Annotated in this window: 14 protein-coding genes; 5 read left to right on the top strand and 9 right to left on the bottom strand. The window is 74.3% G+C overall.

Features of this window, described 5'->3' with window-relative positions:
- Positions 1-73 precede the first annotated feature (73 nt).
- Positions 74-3,346: a lamin tail domain-containing protein gene (locus tag ACFOYX_RS18990; RefSeq protein ID WP_322439096.1), complete on the top strand. Its 3,273-nt coding sequence runs from the start codon at positions 74-76 to the stop codon at positions 3,344-3,346.
- A gap of 56 nt (positions 3,347-3,402) precedes the next feature.
- On the opposite strand, the gene ACFOYX_RS18985 is transcribed toward ACFOYX_RS18990, so the two are convergent.
- Positions 3,403-3,906 carry a helix-turn-helix transcriptional regulator gene (locus tag ACFOYX_RS18985; protein ID WP_322439097.1) on the bottom strand — a complete coding sequence of 168 codons (504 nt, stop codon included), beginning with the start codon at positions 3,904-3,906 and terminating at the stop codon, positions 3,403-3,405.
- A 306-nt stretch (positions 3,907-4,212) separates the two neighbouring features.
- On the opposite strand from ACFOYX_RS18985, the gene ACFOYX_RS18980 reads away from it, so the two are divergent.
- A complete protein-coding gene (locus ACFOYX_RS18980; protein ID WP_322439098.1) occupies positions 4,213-4,758 on the top strand; it encodes a sigma-70 family RNA polymerase sigma factor in 546 nt (181 codons plus the stop codon).
- Positions 4,759-4,760: 2 nt separating this feature from the next.
- On the top strand, positions 4,761-5,906 hold the full coding sequence (locus tag ACFOYX_RS18975) for a hypothetical protein (protein ID WP_322439099.1): 1,146 nt from the start codon (positions 4,761-4,763) through the stop codon (positions 5,904-5,906).
- On the opposite strand, the gene hemB is transcribed toward ACFOYX_RS18975, so the two are convergent.
- From hemB to ACFOYX_RS18950, 5 genes are read right to left on the bottom strand one after another with little or no spacing between them, the layout of a single operon-like run.
- Positions 5,900-6,883: a porphobilinogen synthase gene (gene hemB, locus ACFOYX_RS18970; RefSeq protein ID WP_322439100.1), complete on the bottom strand. Its 984-nt coding sequence runs from the start codon at positions 6,881-6,883 to the stop codon at positions 5,900-5,902. The two genes, ACFOYX_RS18975 and hemB, sit on opposite strands and share 7 nt — an antisense overlap.
- A gap of 18 nt (positions 6,884-6,901) precedes the next feature.
- Positions 6,902-8,482, bottom strand: coding sequence for a uroporphyrinogen-III synthase (locus ACFOYX_RS18965; RefSeq protein WP_109801587.1), 1,581 nt, complete (start codon positions 8,480-8,482; stop codon positions 6,902-6,904).
- Positions 8,479-9,447 (bottom strand): hydroxymethylbilane synthase, encoded by a 969-nt coding sequence (hemC, locus tag ACFOYX_RS18960; protein WP_322439101.1) that lies wholly within the window; start codon positions 9,445-9,447, stop codon positions 8,479-8,481. The genes ACFOYX_RS18965 and hemC overlap by 4 nt, the downstream gene beginning before the upstream one ends.
- Positions 9,444-10,838, bottom strand: a complete 1,395-nt coding sequence (locus ACFOYX_RS18955; protein ID WP_109801589.1) for a glutamyl-tRNA reductase — start codon at positions 10,836-10,838, stop codon at positions 9,444-9,446. The genes hemC and ACFOYX_RS18955 overlap by 4 nt, the downstream gene beginning before the upstream one ends.
- On the bottom strand, positions 10,835-11,605 hold the full coding sequence (locus ACFOYX_RS18950; RefSeq protein ID WP_109801590.1) for a redox-sensing transcriptional repressor Rex: 771 nt from the start codon (positions 11,603-11,605) through the stop codon (positions 10,835-10,837). The genes ACFOYX_RS18955 and ACFOYX_RS18950 overlap by 4 nt, the downstream gene beginning before the upstream one ends.
- A gap of 414 nt (positions 11,606-12,019) precedes the next feature.
- Here ACFOYX_RS18950 and ACFOYX_RS18945 point away from each other — a divergent pair, with 414 nt between their 5' ends.
- Together ACFOYX_RS18945 and ACFOYX_RS18940 are read left to right on the top strand one after the other, a co-directional pair.
- A complete protein-coding gene (locus ACFOYX_RS18945) occupies positions 12,020-13,321 on the top strand; it encodes a sensor domain-containing protein (RefSeq protein ID WP_322439102.1) in 1,302 nt (433 codons plus the stop codon).
- 130 nt (positions 13,322-13,451) lie between these two features.
- Positions 13,452-14,111, top strand: a complete 660-nt coding sequence (locus ACFOYX_RS18940; RefSeq protein ID WP_109801592.1) for a response regulator transcription factor — start codon at positions 13,452-13,454, stop codon at positions 14,109-14,111.
- A gap of 7 nt (positions 14,112-14,118) precedes the next feature.
- On the opposite strand, the gene ACFOYX_RS18935 is transcribed toward ACFOYX_RS18940, so the two are convergent.
- The 3 genes from ACFOYX_RS18935 to ACFOYX_RS18925 are packed head-to-tail and all read right to left on the bottom strand — an operon-like array spanning position 14,119 to position 16,697.
- Positions 14,119-14,778 (bottom strand): HAD hydrolase-like protein, encoded by a 660-nt coding sequence (locus tag ACFOYX_RS18935; protein ID WP_322439103.1) that lies wholly within the window; start codon positions 14,776-14,778, stop codon positions 14,119-14,121.
- Positions 14,779-14,809: 31 nt separating this feature from the next.
- The gene (locus tag ACFOYX_RS18930) at positions 14,810-15,064 is read right to left on the bottom strand and encodes a glutaredoxin family protein (RefSeq protein ID WP_109803573.1); all 255 of its coding nucleotides are present in this window, start codon (positions 15,062-15,064) and stop codon (positions 14,810-14,812) included.
- Entirely contained in the window at positions 15,054-16,697 is a 1,644-nt protein-coding gene (locus tag ACFOYX_RS18925; protein ID WP_322439104.1) for an AMP-binding protein, read from the bottom strand. The genes ACFOYX_RS18930 and ACFOYX_RS18925 overlap by 11 nt, the downstream gene beginning before the upstream one ends.
- Positions 16,698-16,795: the final 98 nt, after the last annotated feature.

Here is a 16,795-nt window from a genome sequence, read left to right as displayed (position 1 = left end):
GCCGGGGGATGGACGCCGGACAGGAAAGCCCCTTAACGTGCGTTAGTTCCCGTCCGCCCATCGTGGAGGCCTCATGCGCCCGCGCCGCACAATAGCCGCGCTCGCGACCACCGCCGCCGTCTCGATCACGGCCATCGGCGTCGCACCCCCCGCGGCCAGCGCCGCGCCCACCGACCTGTTCATCTCCGAGTACGTCGAGGGCCTGTCCAACAACAAGGCGATCGAGCTCTACAACGGCACCGGCGCCCCGGTCGACCTGACCGCCGCCGGATACCAGCTCCAGCTCTACTTCAACGGCGCCACCACGTCGACGAACGTCGCCCTGAGCGGCACGGTGGCCGCCGGCGACGTCTTCGTCTTCGCCGCCTCCTCGGCCGCGCCGGCGATCCTCGCCCAGGCCGACCAGACGTACGGCGGCTCGCTGTACAACGGCGACGACGCGATCGTGCTGCGCAAGGGCGGCGCCGTGGTCGACTCGATCGGCCAGGTCGGCGTCGACCCGGGCACCGAGTGGGGCACCGGGGTGATCAGCACCGCCGACAACACGCTGCGCCGGCTGCCCACGGTGACCGCCGGGGACACCGACCCGTCGGACGCCTTCGACCCGGCCGTCCAGTGGGCCGGCTTCGCCACCGACACCTTCGACGGCCTGGGCAGCCACTCCGTCGACGGCGGCGGCCCGGTCGACCAGCCGGCCAAGCTCACCTGCGGCGGCACGCTGACCGTCGAGGCGGGCGCCACCGCGACCCGCGAGGTGACCGCCACCGACGCCGACGACACGGTCACCGACCTCGCGGTCACCGCCGTCAGCCCGAGCCCGGCGACCGGCTCGATCAGCCGTACCGCCGTCACCCCGGCGAGCGGGGTCGGCGGCACCGCCACCGCCACGGTCACCGCCACCGGCCTGCCGGCCGGCTCGTACACGGTCACCGTGACCTCGACGGACGCCGACGGCACGACCGCCACCTGCACGCTCACCGTGCAGGCCACGACGGTGCTGTCGGTGGGCGAGGTGCAGGGCCGGACCGGCGACGACGAGAAGGGCGCCACCGACCGATCGCCGCTCGCCCCGGCCAGCGGCAACGGCACCAGCTCCAGCCTGTACGACGTGCGCGGCGTGATCACCCAGAAGTCGCTCACCCGCAGCTCCGCCGGGGCCGACCAGTACGGCTTCTACCTGCAGAGCCGCACGGGCACCGAGGACGGCGACCCGCTCACCTCGGACGGCATCTTCGTCTTCATGGGCTCCTTCACCACGCTGATCGGGGGCTACGCGCCCACCGTCGGCGACGAGGTGGTGCTGCGCGGGCGGGTGTCCGAGTTCTTCAACCAGACGCAGCTCTCCAGCGCCTCGCTGGTGCGCAAGCTGGACTCCGGCCTGGACGTCGACACCGCCGTGCGGGTCGACGACGCGACGCCGCCGGCCGACGCGGCGGGCGCCGACCTGTACTGGGAGCGGCACGAGGGCGCCCGGATGCGGGTCCGCTCGGGCAGCGGGGTCTCCGCCCCGCGGCACATCTTCGCCTCCACGGCCGACTCGGAGATCTACGTGGTGGACCGCGAGGACCCGATCATGCAGCGGGCCGACCCGTACGCCCGCCGGGTGTTCCGGGACGCGCACCCGCTGGACGACATTCCTGGCCAGCTCTTCGACAACGGCAACAACCAGCGGGTCCTGCTGGGCGCGGGCGGGGTGAAGGCGACCGGCGGTGACTCCGGCGCGCTGCTGCCGGAGGCCCGCACCTTCGACACGCTGACCGAGGACGCCTACGGCGCCATCTCGTACGCGTTCAGCAAGTACAGCGTCCAGCCCGAGCAGCTGACCCTCACCGGTGGCGCCGACCCGTCGGCGAACAACCCGCCGCAGCCGGCGAACCGGAACACCGAGGTCGCGGTTGCCACCTACAACCTGGAGAACCTGTACGACTACCGGGACGACCCGTTCGACGGCTGCGACTTCGCCGGCAACCCGGGCTGCACCGGGGTCTCCCCGCCGTTCGACTACGTGCCGGCCAGCGAGGCCGCGTACACCGAGCGGCTGGGTGTCGAGGCGCGGCAGATCGTGAACGCCCTGCACAGCCCCGACCTGGTGCTCGTTCAGGAGGCCGAGGACCAGGACATCTGCTCGGTCGCCGACGGCAAGCTGGTCTGCGGGACCACGAACGACGCCGACGGCGCGCCGGACACCATCCAGGAGTTGGCGCTCACCATCGCGGCCGGCGGCGGTCCCGCCTACGCCGCCGCGTACGACCGGACCGGCGCGGACGCCCGGGGCATCACCTCGGCGTTCCTCTACCGCACCGACCGGCTGGCGCTGGCCGAGGCGACCGCCACCGACCCGCTGCTCGGCACCACCCCGACGGTGGAGTACCGCTCGGCGGGGCTGCCGGCCAACGCCGACGTGCAGAACCCGAAGGCGCTCAACGCGGTGCTGCCGGCGGACGTGGACCGGTCCACCGGGGTGGACGGCGCGAACGTCTACACGCGCGCCCCGCAGCTCGGGAAGTTCACCGTGGCGGCCGCGCCCGGCTCGTCGGAGCACTACACGCTCTGGGCGCTGAGCAACCACTTCTCGTCGGGGCCGGACAGCCGGGTCGGGCAGCGCCGGGAGCAGGCCGCGTACGGCGCCGCGCTGGTCAAGGCCATCGACGCCGGGGACCCGAACGCCCGGGTGATCTACGGCGGTGATCTGAACGTCTTCCCGCGCCCGGACGACCCGATCGCCACCGGGGCGAACCCGACCCCGTCGGACCAGCTCGGCCCGCTGTACCAGGCCGGCATGCACAACCTCTGGGACGACCTGGTCGCGGACGTGCCGGCGGCGGCCTATTCGTACACCTTCAGCGGGCAGGCGCAGACGCTGGACAACCTCTTCACCAACGACAAGCTCCACGACGACCTGGTGCAGATCCGCTCGGCGCACATCAACGCCGACTACCCGACCGACGCCGAGGGTCTCGGCGACCGGGGCGCCAGCGACCACGACCCGCAGGTGGCCCGATTCCGCTCCCGGGCGTCGCTGGCCGTGGCGGACGCGTCGGTGGCCGAGGGCGACAAGGGCGACAGCGCCCTGATGTTCACGGTGACGGTGTCCCGGCCGCTCTCCGAGTCGGCGCTGATCTGCGCCACCACCTACGGCACGTCCGCCCAGGCGGGCTCCGACTACGACCCGTACGTCGGCTGCAAGACCCTGGCCGCCGGCCAGACGTCGCTCACCTTCCCGGTGACCGTCCGCGGTGACCGGAAGGTCGAGGCGGACGAGCAGCTCACGCTGTATGTGGCGGGTGTGCCGGGGCTTGAGCTCGCCGACCCGGTCGCCGTCGGCACCATCGCCAACGACGACTGAGCGGTCCGCCCCGAGGCGGCCCGTCGTCCAGCTCACCGGCTGGACGACGGGCCGTTTCAGTACGTCCACCGCCGCGGATCCTCCGGGGGCGGCACGCCACGGTACTTCGCCACCCGCACCTCCCACTGGCTGCGCCGGCGGCGCGCCTCCCGGTCGATCGGGCAGCGGTGGAAGGTCTCGGGCGGCCGGGCCAGGCCGTAGATGTCCGCCCACCATTCGCCAGGCTCGGGGTCGAGGATGAGCTTCAGGTGGGACGGATACCGGCGGCCGGCGCCGTCGCGGGTGTCGTCCCAGTCCTCCATCGGCTGGATCACCCGGCCCTCCTGGTCCACCACGACGAGGTAGAGGCCCGCCGCCCCCAGCAGCCGTTCGAGCACCTGGAGACTGGGCGTCATCCCCCCGGCCTCGACCCTGCCCACGGTCGACGGCGCCACCTTGGCGAACCGGGCCATCTGCCGCTGGCCGAGCCCGGCGATCCGGCGGGCCTGCCGGACCAGACCGGCGATCGGGACACGACCGATTGTCTGCCCGGTCGGCGGTGGATCGAGCGCGGAAGCCATGCCCGAACCCTGCCCAGCGGGACACACCACCGGCAACCCCTGTGGACAACCCTGTGGACAGAGCGTGCGACCGCCCCTCACGTGCCGACCCGCCACCACGGGGATCCACCTGACCCCCTTTGCTCTGCTGCAGCGACCGCAACACTGGGAGCACTTCGGTGTTGCGTGGGCTGCAGCAGAGCAAAGGACGAGAACCAACAAGTCACAGGGCGGACCGCCAAGCGGGGCGAGGGCCGCCAGCCGTCGAGGTGCCAGAAACGGGGGCAACGGATGGAACAGCCGCTCCCTGCCACGCGTGTACTTGGCATGGGAAACCACCCGGCAGCGCCGGCCCGTGCCCCCGAAGCTCTCTCGCCCGACCGCCCGGCGCCCCCCGGGACCCACCGGGACCTGCCGTTCGAAGAGTTCTACCGGGAGCACGTGGACCGGATCCACCGGGCGCTCGCGCTGGCCGTCGGAAACCCGGCCGTGGCGCGGGAGGCCGCCGACGAGGCGATGGCCCGGGCGTACGCGCGCTGGGACCGCGTTCGGAAGCTCGACAACCCGGCGGGCTGGGTGTTCCGGGTCGGGCTGAACTGGGCCACCTCGTGGTGGCGAAAGGTACGGCGGGAACGGCCACCGGCCGACGACTGGCAGGCACTGGTGGCGGCGCCCGACCCGGCCGGCCTGGCCGCCCGGTCGGCCCTGGATCGACTGCCCGCCGGCCAGCGCACGGTGATCGTCTGCCGGGTCCTGCTGGACCTCTCCACGGCGGAGACCGCCGCCGTGCTGAACCTGGCCGAGGGCACGGTCCGCAGCCGGCTCTCCCGTGGCCTGGCGGAGCTGCGGGTCGCGCTGGAGGAGAAGGAGTGACCGTGAACGGCGTACCCGAGGATCTGGCCGACCTGGTGCACCGCGCCGCGCTGGCGACCCCGCCGCACGTGGGCGATCTCGCGAACGTACGCCGGCGGGCCCGTGCCCGGCGACGGCGTCGGGCCGCGGCGACCGCGGGCGGCCTGGTCGTTCTGGTCGCGCTCACCGGCGGTGCGGTCCCGCTGCTGGCCGGGGGCCGGCTGGCACGGCCCGCGACCACCGCACCCGCGCCGGCCAGCCCCGTGCCGGCGCCGCCACCGCCCACCATCCGGCCCGCCGAGCCGGCGCAGCGACTGATGATCGCGGTGGATTGGACCACCTGGCGGCTCGACGGCGGTAAGGGGCCGGAAGTCGGCCTGCGCGGCGGGGGCGAGGTGCTACCGGACGGGTCGGTGCGACGGCACCGGACGCCGAAAGACTTCAGCCCCGGCGCGGCGCTGCCGGACGGGCGGCTGGTCGGACTCCTGTACACCGACCTGATGCCCGGGGTACGGCGCACCGACGGCCCGAACGTCGAGGGCCTGTCGATCAAGCTGGTGGTGCTGGGTCCGGACGACGCCGTGGAGATCAGCCGGGAGGTCCGGATCAAGGGCCAGAGCATCGAACTGCTCGGCGCCGACCAGCGGTACGCCTACCTGGCCCGGGACGAGGGGATCGTCGCGCACGAGCTGACCACCGGCCGGGAGCGGATCCTGCTCCGGTCGTCGGCCGCGGGCGTCGACCTGATCGCGGCCGGCCAGACCTCGGTCGGTTCCGACCGGTTGGCCGAGCAGCGCACCGACCAGCCCTGCCGCACCGACGTACGCCGGCTCGCCGACGGAAAGCGGATCGCGCGGTTGACGGCCGACGGGATCTGCATGAACGGGCTTCGGCTCTCCCCGGACGGGCGATTGGTCGCCGTCCCGTACTTCCTCCTGAACCACGGCGGACAGCAGCGGGTGGCCGTCTACGAAACCGGCACCGGCAAGCTCCGCGTCGACCAGGCGATCGGAACTCCCCGCCGGCTGCCCGTGCCCGGCGGCGTCCAGGGGCTCGCCTGGGCCGACGACACGTCGCTCCGGGTGGCCTGGGCCGAGCTGCCCGCCGGGGCCCGTCGGGTCTACTCCGTGGAGGAAGTGCTGAAGGTGGTGACCGTCAGCGTTCAGTAGCGCTGGCGGAGCAGCTGGGCGGCCTCGACCGCCCAGTAGGTGAGGATGATCTGGGCGCCGGCCCGGCGGATCGAGGTGAGCGTCTCCAAGATCACCCGCTCCCGGTCGATCCAGCCGTTCGCGGCGGCCGCCTCGACCATCGCGTACTCGCCGGAGACCTGGTAGGCGGCGACCGGGACGTCCACCGCGGCCCGGACCGCCGACACCACGTCCAGATAGGGCAGCGCCGGCTTGACCATCACCAGGTCGGCGCCCTCGGCGACGTCCAGCTCCACCTCGCGCAGCGACTCCCGCAGGTTCGCCGGGTCCTGCTGGTAGGTCCGCCGGTCGCCCTCCAGGGCCGACTCCACCGCGTCGCGGAACGGGCCGTAGAACGCGGAGGCGTACTTCACCGCGTACGCCAGCACCGCGACGTCCTGGTGACCCGCGGCGTCCAGGGCCCGGCGGACCACGCCGACCTGGCCGTCCATCATCCCGGACGGCCCGACCATGTGGACGCCCGCGGCGGCCTGGGCCACGGCCATCTCGGCGTACGCCCGCAGGGTGGCGTCGTTGTCGACCCCGCCGTCCGGGGTGAGCAGGCCGCAGTGCCCGTGCGAGGTGAACTCGTCCAGGCAGAGGTCGCTCATCACGACCGTGGCGTCGCCGACCTCGGCGACCACGTCCCGGATCGCCACGTTGAGGATGCCGTTCGGGTCGAGGCCACCGGAGCCGGTGGCGTCCCGCTCGGCGGGCACCCCGAACAGCATGATCCCGCCGACCCCGGCCTGCACCGCCTCGACGGCGGCCTTGCGCAGCGAGTCCCGGGAGTGCTGGAGCACCCCCGGGAGCGACGCGATCTGGCGCGGCTCGGTCAGCCCCTCCTTCACGAACATCGGCACGACCAGCTCGGCCGGGTCGAGGCGGGTCTCGGAGACCAGCCGCCGCACCGCCGCGTTACGGCGCAGCCGGCGGGGCCGGATCTCGGGGTACGGCATGGCGGGCCTCCTTGACGATCAGCGGAACCGCAGGGCGGTCGGCCCCTGCACCTTCGAGCCGCGGCGCTGCTTCGCCGGCATGGCGGCGAGCTTCTCGCGCAGCTCGACGGCGTAGGCGGCGAGCGCCTCCACCAGGTCGGGCACCGAGGCGTGCTGAGGCTGCACGTCGACCCGCAGGCCGAACTCGGTCGCGGTCTCCGCCGTCTTGGGCCCGATGACGGCAACAACGGTACGCGCGTGCGGCTTCCCGGCGATGCCGACCAGGTTCCGGACGGTGGAGGACGAGGTGAAGAGCACCGCGTCGAACCCGCCCGACTTGATCGCGTCGCGGATCTCGGCGGGCGGCGGGGCGGCCCGGACGGTCCGGTACGCGGTCACGTCGTCGACCTCCCAGCCGCGCTCGGTGAGCCCGGCGGCGAGCGTCTCGGTGGCGATGTCGGCGCGCGGCAGCAGCACCCGGCCCACCGGGTCGAGGATCTCGTCGTGCGGCGAGAACTCGGCCAGCAGCCCCTCGGAGGACTGCTCGCCCGACGGGACCAGCTCCGGCTGGATGCCGAACGCGCGGACCGCGTCGGCGGTCGCCTCGCCGATGCAGGCGATCTTGACGCCGCCGAAGTGCCGGGCGTCCAGGCCGTGCTCGGCGAACTTCTCCCAGACCGCGCGGACCGCGTTGACCGACGTGAAGATCACCCAGGCGTACCGGCCGTCGACCAGGCCCTTGACCGCCCGCTCCATCTGGGCCGGCGTACGCGGCGGCTCGACCGCGATGGTCGGCACCTCGCACGGGATCGCCCCGTACGCGCGCAGCCGGGCGCTCATCACGCCGGCCTGCTCCTTGGTCCGGGGAACGAGCACCTTCCAGCCGTACAGCGGGCGGTTCTCCCACCAGCTCAGCTTGTCCCGCTGGCCGACGCCCTCGCCGATGGTGAGCACCACCCGGCCGGTGAAGCCGAGCGCCGCCGCGACGAACGAGTCCACGGTCGACGTGGTGGTGTACTGCGTCTCGCCGGTGCCGTCCCCGGTCACCCCGACGCCGGTCGTGCCGTCCACCCCGGCGGCCAGCAGGCCGTCCCGGATCGCGGCCAGGTCACCCGCGTCCACGGCCAGGGCGAGCGAGCCCCGGCCGACGGCGGCGGCCAGCGCGTCGAAGTCCAGCGTGCTGACGTCCTCGACGTCGGCGGCGGTCCGCACCCCCGGCAGCGGCACACCCGCGTAGGTGGCCACGCCCTCGGCCTGGCCGACGCCCGGGACCACCTCGAAGTGCGCGGCGGTCCGCGCGACCGCCTGCACCTCCTTGACCACCGAGTCGTGGCCGAACGGGTCACCGGCGACCAGGTGCACCGCGTTCTGCCCGGATCGGGCCGCGGAGATCAGCACCTTCGCCACGTCCCCCGGCGCGCCCTCGGCGGGGCTGAACTGGGCGTCGGACTTGGCCTGGGCGCGGACGGCGTCGAGCAGCGACTCGGGGACTCCCCGGTCGTACACCACCTGGTCGGCGTCGACCAGGGCGTCGTGCGCCCGGCGGGTCAGCAGGCCCGGGTCGCCGGGGCCGGCCCCGACGAACGCGATGCGGCCGACGGGCTTACGGGTGCGGGTCATTCGTTGCTCCCAAATTGCTGGGTCCCCGGGGCGGCGTGTCCTTCTTGGCCGAGGATCGAGTCGGCGCCGAGTTCGAGGAGCTCGGCGGCGAGTGCCTTGCCGATCTCCGCCGCGTCGGCGGGCGTTCCGGTGCGGGACAGCCGGAGGTCACGGGTACCGTCCGGGCTGATCACCGCCCCGCGCAGGTAGATCTCCTCGCCGGCGTCACCCTCGGCGAGTTCGCCGTAGGCGGCCACGGGCGCGGTGCACCCGGCCTCCAGGGTGGCCAGCAGTGCCCGCTCCGCGGTGACCGCGGCACGGGACGGTGCGTGGTCGAGCACCGCGAGCAGCTCGACCAGGTCGGTGTCGTCGGCCCGGCACTCCACGGCCAGCGCGCCCTGGGCGGGCGCGGGCAGCATCAGCATCGGGTCGAGCGTCTCGGTGATCACGTCGGTCCGGCCGAGCCGGGCCAGCCCGGCCCGGGCCAGGACCACGGCGTCGAGGTCGGCGTCCGGGCCGAGCACCCGACGGAGGCGGGTGTCGACGTTGCCCCGGATCGGGGTGACCTCCAACTGCAGGCCGAGGGCGTGCAGCTGGGCGATGCGGCGCAGCGCGCCGGTGCCCACCACCGCGCCGGGCGGCAGCTCGGCGAGCGTTCGGCCGCCCTTGGCGACCAGCGCGTCGCGCGGGTCCTGCCGGGGCGGCACCGCCGCGATGTGCAGCCCGGGGGCCGCCGCCGTCGGCAGGTCCTTGTACGAGTGGACGGCGAAGTCGATGGTGCGGGCAGCCAGCGCGTCCCGCAGGGCGGAGACGAAGACGCCCACGCCGAGCCGGTGCACCGGGGCCGAGGAACGGTCGCCGGCGGTGACCACCTCGACCAGCTCGACGTCGCGGCCGGTCGCCGCGGTGAGGGCCTCGGCGGTCTGGCCGGACTGGGCCATCGCCAGGGCGCTGCCCCGGGTGCCGAGGCGCAGGGGGGCGGTCATCGCGCACCTCCGGTGGACGGGACATGGGATTCGGCCACCGGCACGTCCGCGACCTCGAACGACGGCCGTCCGGCCGGGTCGGTCTCGACCACGTCGGGGACGTTGTCGACCGGGGATGTCTGCGGCACCTCCAGGTCGAACAGCTCGCGCAGCAGGGCGGCGTACTGGTCGCCGCCCGGCTCGGCGGCGAGCTGGCGGACCCGCACGGTGGGCTGGTGCAGCAGCCGCTGCACCACCCGGTGCACCGTCCGGGCGACCTCGGCGCGCTGGTCGTCGGTGAAGTCGGGGCGGCGCTGGGCGAGCCGGCGCAGCTCGGCGGTGACCACGTCGTCGGCGCGGCCGCGCAGGGCGGCCACGGTGGGCGCCACGTCCGCGCCGCGCAGCCAGGACAGGAACGCCTCGACCTCGCCGGCGACGATCCGGGTCACCTCGGCGGCGTCGGCGGCGGCCGGCCCGTCGGCGAGGATCGCCGCCATCCGGTCGATGTCGATCACCTCGACGCCGGCCAGCTCGGCCACGCCCTCCTCGACGTCACGCGGAACGGCGAGGTCGAGCAGCACCAACGGGCCCCGGTCGGCGTCCCGGCGGGCCAACGCCCGGGTCACCACGTCGCGGGTGAGGACCGGTTCGGTGGCCGCGGTGGCGGCCACTACGATGTCCACTGTGGAGAGCGCGTCGACCAGCTCGGCCATCGGGACCGCGTTCGCGCCGTACGACTCGGCCAGCCGGACGGCCCGGTCGGCGCCGCGGTTGGTCACGGTGAGCGGCCCGGCGCCCAGCCGGGAGAGCGTCGCCACGCCCAGCGAGCCCATCGCGCCGGCCCCGACCACCATGGCGGGCCGGCCGGAGAGGTCGCCGTCGAGGAGACCGGCGGCCAGGTCCAGGGCGGCGGTGACCACGCTCTGACCGGCCCGGTCGATGTTGGTCTCGGCGTGCGCCCGCTTGCCCACCCGCAGCGCCTGCTGCATCAGCTCGTGCAGCAGCCGGCCGGCGGAGTCGGCGCCGCTGGCCCAGTGGTACGCGTCCCGGAGCTGGCCGAGGATCTGCGCCTCGCCGACCACCATCGAGTCCAGCCCGGCGGCGACCCGGAAGACGTGGTCGACGGCGGCGGCGTCGTAGTGCACGTAGAGGTGGTTGGCGAGCGCCGCCGGCGGGGCCCCGGCCTGCTCGGCCAGGACGGCGCAGATGTCGCCGAGGCCGCCGTGGAAGCCGGAGACGGCCGCGTAGACCTCCACCCGGTTGCAGGTGGAGACGAGCACGGCCTCGGCGACGTACGGCTGGGCGACCAGGCGGTCCAGGGTGCGGGTGAGATCGGCTGGGGCGACCGCCAGCTGCTCCAGCGTGGCGACCGGAGCGGTGCGGTAGGACGCGCCGACGACGAGCAGTTTCACGTGCCGATCGCCTCCTGGGTGTCGGTGGCCGCGAGCCCGCCGGGCAGGGCGGTGAGGGCGGACCCGGCGGTGCCGGGGAGCGCGGTCAGCGACGCCTTGCGGTGCTCGTGGAAGGACAGGATCTGCAGCTCGATCGCGAGGTCGACCTTGCGCATGTCGACCCCCTCCGGAACCGAGAGTACGCACGGCGCGAAGTTGAGGATGCTCGTCACGCCGACGGCGACGAGCTGGTCGGCGACCGCCTGGGCGGCCGACGCCGGGGTGGCGATCACACCGATCGAGATCAGCTGCTCGGCGGCGACCCGGGGCAGCTCGTCGACATGCCGGACGACCAGGCCGTTGATCTCCTCGCCGACCCGGGCCGGGTCCGCGTCGAAGAGCGCGGCGATGCGGAAGCCCCGGCTGGCGAAGCCGTCGTACCCGGCCAGGGCGTGACCGAGATTACCCACGCCGACCAGGGCGACCGAGCGGCACTGGGTGAGCCCGAGCACGGACTCGATCTGCTCGATCAGCAGCGCCACGTCGTAGCCGACGCCGCGGGTGCCGTACGAGCCGAGGTGGGAGAGGTCCTTGCGGAGCTTCGCCGAGTTGACGCCGGCGGCGTTCGCCAGGCCCTCGCTGGACACCGTCTCGTGGCCGGCGTCGGCGAGATTGTGCAGCGCGCGAAGGTATTCCGGGAGCCGCGCGACGGTCGCCTCGGGCAGGTCCGGAAGCGCCGGTACGGCACCGGCGCGGCCGGGCGCGCCAGGGTGACGGTGCTGACTCATGAGACTCCGTGCGGTGCGATCCTCGACCAGCGTCGGCGGCCGGTCGTTTCGGGACTCCCGCTGGCGACCGATGTTGCCGGCTGTGCTAGCAGGGCGCGTCGGAACTACAGAGTAGGCGCTTGTGAAGACGTGCACAAATCGCGATCTTGCTGGCCCGCGACGCGCCTCCACCTGCCCCTCCATTCCACAAGATCGATCTGACGCACTCCATCGGCGCCGCTCGGCGATTATTGCTCAATCCCGACTTCTCTGACCAATCGCGCGCGCTCCGTCGCGCTGTGTCATGATGGATCTTGGTCGAGGGTCACTCCCCGCCGCCGGTCCGGCCGACCCGGTCACGGTAGGGAGAACCCCACCCCGGACAGGCCCGCGCACGGGATGGGTCCGGCCCGCCGTCGCCCATAGCCTCGTGGCATGACCGCCATTCCCCTGGCCACCACGCCGGCCCCGGCACCCGCCCGCGGCGTCACCCGTCAACTCCTGCGCGACTCCGGCTACGTGCTGCTCGGCCTCCCCCTGGCCCTCGCCGGCTTCGTGATCGTGGTGGCGGGGATCTCACTCAGCGCCGGCCTGCTGGTGACCACCGTCGGCCTGCCGGTCCTCGCCGGCACCCTCTACGTGGCCCGCGGCCTGGCCGACATCGAGCGGCTGCGGCTCCCCGCCGTGCTGCGCCAGCCCCGGGTACGCCCCGAGTACCTGGTCCCCGAGCCGGGCGCGAAGCTCTGGCGCCGGGTCTTCGTGCCGATGCGTGACGCCCAGTCCTGGCTCGACCTGGCGCACGGCCTGCTCAAGCTGCTGGTGGCGCTGCCGACCTTCGTGCTGCTGCTCGTCTGGTGGGCGGTCGCCGTCGCCGGCACGCTCTACGGCGCGTACGACTGGGCCATCCCGCGCGGCCCGGACGACCAGGACCTCAGCCAGCTCCTCGGGATGGGCGACCGGGCCGGCGCGCGGATCGTCCTGAACACCGCGCTGGGCGTGTTCTGCCTGTTCACCCTGCCGCTGCTGGCCCGGGCCTGCGCCCTGCTCCAGGCGGGCCTGGCCCGCTCCCTGCTCACCGGAGTGGCCGAGATGCGCAACCGGATCACCACGCTGGAGGAGCAGAAGCGCGCCGCCGCCTCGGCCGAGGCGTCCGCCCTGCGCCGGCTGGAACGCGACATCCACGACGGCCCGCAGCAGCGCCTGGTCCGGCTCGCCATGGACCTGAGCCGGGCCCGCCAGCAGCTCGCCGTGGATCCGGAGGCGGCCCGCCGGACCCTGGACGAGGCCGTCACCCAGACCCGGGAGACCCTCGGTGAGCTGCGCGCCCTGTCCCGGGGCATCGCCCCACCGATCCTGGTGGACCGGGGCCTGCCCAGCGCCGTGGCCGCCCTCGCCGCCCGCGCCCTGGTCCCGGTCGAGCTGATGATCGAACCCGAGCTGGGCACGCCCAGCGGGCGCCTCGACCCGGCGGTGGAGAACACCGCGTACTTCGTGGTGGCGGAGGCGCTGACCAACGTCGCCAAGCACAGCCAGGCCACCTCGTGCCAGGTCGAGGTGACCCGCCGGGTCGGCCGGCTGGAGATCGCCGTACGGGACGACGGGGTGGGCGGCGCCCACCTGGCCAAGGGGCACGGGCTGGCCGGCATCGCCGACCGGGTCCGGGCCACCGGCGGCACGCTCGACGTGGTCAGCCCGACCGGCGGCCCGAGCGAGGTCCGTGCCGAACTGCCCCGCTGAAGCGGCCGGCGGGCCCGTCGCGCCCGAGCGAGATCCCGCGCCGAGCCGCCCCGGTGAAGCGGCCCCCGCCGACCCCGCCCTGGGCTGGGCGGGCTGTCCCGGTGGCGGCGGCGTGGTAGACACCGGAACCATGCGGGTGGTGATCGCGGACGACGCCGTACTGCTCCGGGAGGGGCTGGTCCGGCTGCTGACCGAGTCGGGACACGAGGTGGTGGCCGCCGTCGGTGACGGCGACGCGCTGGTCGAGGCGGTGGTGACGCACCGGCCCGACGTCTCGGTGGTGGACGTCCGGATGCCGCCCTCGCACACCGACGAGGGGCTGCGGGCGGCGGTGGAGGCCCGGCGGCTGGTGCCGCGTACGCCGGTGCTGGTGCTGTCCCAGTACGTCGAGGTGTCGTACGCCGACGACCTGCTGGCGACCACCGGCGGGGCCGGCGGCGGCGGGATCGGCTACCTGCTCAAGGACCGGGTGGCCGCGATCGACGAGTTCCTGGACGCGCTGACCCGGGTGGCCGCCGGTGGCACGGTGCTCGACCCGGAGGTGGTCGGCCAGCTGCTGGTCCGGCGCCGCCGCGACGACCCGCTGCGGGAGTTGACCCCGCGCGAACGCGAGGTGCTGGCCCTGATGGCGGAGGGCCGTTCCAACACCGCCATCGCGAGAGCCCTGGTGGTGAGCGACGGCGCGGTCGAGAAGCACGTCCGCAACATCTTCACCAAGCTCAACCTCCCCCCGGACGCCACCCACCACCACCGCCGGGTCCTCGCCGTCCTCACCCACCTCCGCGCCTGACCCCGGGTCAGGGGCGGTCGGGGAGGGTGCGGGCGAGGGTTACCGCTTCGGTGAGGGTGTCGGCGGTGGGGTGGCCGGAGGCGCGGAGGCGGGCGGGGTCGGAGAGGCCACCGGTGTAGAGGACGCAGGCGGCCCCGACGCTCTCGGCCGCGTCGGCGTCGTCGAGCGAGTCGCCGATCAGCACCACCGCACCGCCGGAGAGGCCCAGCTCGGCCAGGTGCTTCTCCAGCCACTGCGCCTTGAAGCCGCCGCCGACCGTCGACCGCAGCCCGTCCACCCGGGTGAAGTGCGGGGTCAGGCCGTAGGTGTGCACCGTCGGCACCAACTCGTCGTGGAACCACATGGAGAGCAGCGACTGGCTGCCCGGCCAGGCCGCGATCGCGGCGGTCGCGTCGGCGGCCAGGGCGCAGCTGGTCAGCTCCGCGCGGTACGCGTCGTGGAAGATCCGGTCGAGCCGACCGAACGCCTCGTCGTCGATCGCCCGGCCCAGCATCTCGGCGTAGTAGTCGGCGATCGGCCGGCGGAACCGCACCCGGTGCTCGGCGGTGCTGACGGCCGGCCCGCCGGCGCTGGCGAAGGCGACGTTCGTGGCCCGGACCACCAGGTCGAGGTCGTCGAGGAGGGTGCCGTTCCAGTCCCACACCAGGTGGCGCCGCGCAGGGGTCATCGCAGCACCATAATCGAGCCTGCCGACGGGATCAGAGCTGTGGGGTGGTCAGGTCCCGCAGCAGCCGGTCCTCCTCGACCCGCCAGTAGCCGTGCTCCTTGCCGTCGAGCAGCACCACCGGCAGCCGGTCCCCGTACTCGCGTTCCAGCTCGATGTCGCCGGTCACGTCCTTCTCGACCCACCGGTCGCCGGTGACCGCCACCACCCGGTCCAGCGCCACCTTCGCGTCGTCGCAGAGGTGGCAGCCGGGCCGGGTGATCAGGGTGAGCCGGGCGTCAGTGGACATCGGGTACCTCCGTGCGGGTGTCGGTCGGCGGCGCCGGCGACGGCACCGGGGGCGCCGACGGGCGGAGCTGGGTCTTGCGTACCTTGCCGATCGCCGAGTGCGGCAGCGCGTCGACGAACTCGACCCCGGTCGGGCACTTGAACCGGGCCAGGTTGGCGGCGCAGTGGCCGAGCAGGTCCGCCTCCGTCAGCGCGGAGCCGGGCGCCCGTACCACGTACGCCCGGACAGTCTCCCCGGTCCGCGGGTGCGGCACCCCCAGGACCGCCGACTCGGCCACCTGGGGATGCGCGTCCAGCACCAGCTCCACCTCGTGCGGGTAGACGTTGAAGCCGTTCACCAGGATCAGCTCGCCGAGCCGGTCGACCAGGAAGAGGTCACCGTCCTCGTCGGCGTACGCGATGTCGCCGGTGGCCCACCAGCCGTCGCCGTCCGGGCCGCCCCGGCCGTCCGGCCAGTAACCGGCGAAGAGGTTCGCGCCCCGGACCACGATCTCGCCCGGGTCGGTGCCCGGCCCGTCGTCGGCGAGGTCCGGCTCGTCCGGATCCTCCTCGGGCGTGGCGACTCCGTCCCGCCACAGGTCGACCCCGTCGGGCCCGACCAGGCGCACCTCGACGCCGGGCAGCGGACGGCCGATCGAGCCGGGCTTCGGCTCCCCGCCGACCAGGGTGGAGGTGAGCACCGGGGCGGTCTCGGTCAGGCCGTACCCGACGTGCGACGGGCGGCCGGCGACCTCGGCGAACCGCGCCGCGGTGGCCGGCGGCAGCGGCGCCGCGCCGCAGACCGCCACCCGGACCGACGCCATCGCCGCCGCCACCGCCTCGCGGTCCGCGTCGGCCCAGTTCAGGAACATCGACGGTACGCCGACCAGCACGCTGACCCGGTGCCGGGCCAGCTCGGCGAGCGCTCCGGCCGGGCCGAGGTCGTCGACGAGCACCCCGGTCGCGCCGTGGTGGACGACCGCCCCCAGCCCCGAGTTCAACCCGTACGCGTGGAAGAGCGGCAGCGCGAGCAGCACGGTGTCGTCGGGCCCGACCACCGGCGGGGTGATCCGGCCGACCTGCTCGTGGTTGGCGGCCAGCGCCCGGTGCGACAGCATCGCCCCCTTGGGCCGGCCCTCGGTGCCCGAAGTGTAGAGCAGCACCGCCAGCTCCTCCCCGCCCCGGGTCGGGAACTCCTCCCGGGCGTCGCCGTCGGTCACCGGCGGGGCGGTGTGCACGGCGGTCAGCGCGGGCAGCTCGGCGGCGAGGCCGGCGACCCGGTCGCGGACCTCCGGGGCGCAGATCAGCACGGCGGCGCCGGAGTCGGCGAGCACGTGCCGCAGCTCCCGGGCGGTGAGCCCGGGGTTGACCGGCACCGCGACCAGCCCGGCGCGCAGCACCGCCAGGTAGCTGACCACGAAGTCCGGCGTGTTGCCGAACGACACGGCCACCCGGGGTGGGTGCCGGTCGCCGGGCGGGGCGGCCGGCACCGAGGCGGCGAGCGCCCGGGCCGTGGCGGTCACCGCGGCGTCCAGTTCGGACCAGGTGAGGGTCTGCTCCCGCCAGTGCAACGCGGGGCGGTCGGCGTGGGCCAGCGCCGCCCGCCGGAGCCGGTCGGCGAGGTTGGGCGCGGAGCTGTCGGCTGCGTCCTGCACGGTGGCTGAGTCTGGCACAGTGGCCGCCGGCCGACCATGCCCGCGCGTCCGTACGCCCGGGACGGTCCGTCCGGTCCCGCTCACGGGACTGGGGCGGC

The organism is Micromonospora sp. GCM10011541, from assembly GCF_042650725.1.
Classification (GTDB): Bacteria; Actinomycetota; Actinomycetes; order Mycobacteriales; family Micromonosporaceae; genus Micromonospora; species Micromonospora sicca.
Note: the sequence above shows the minus strand (reverse complement) of the source record. Positions and strands in the feature narration are given on the sequence as shown.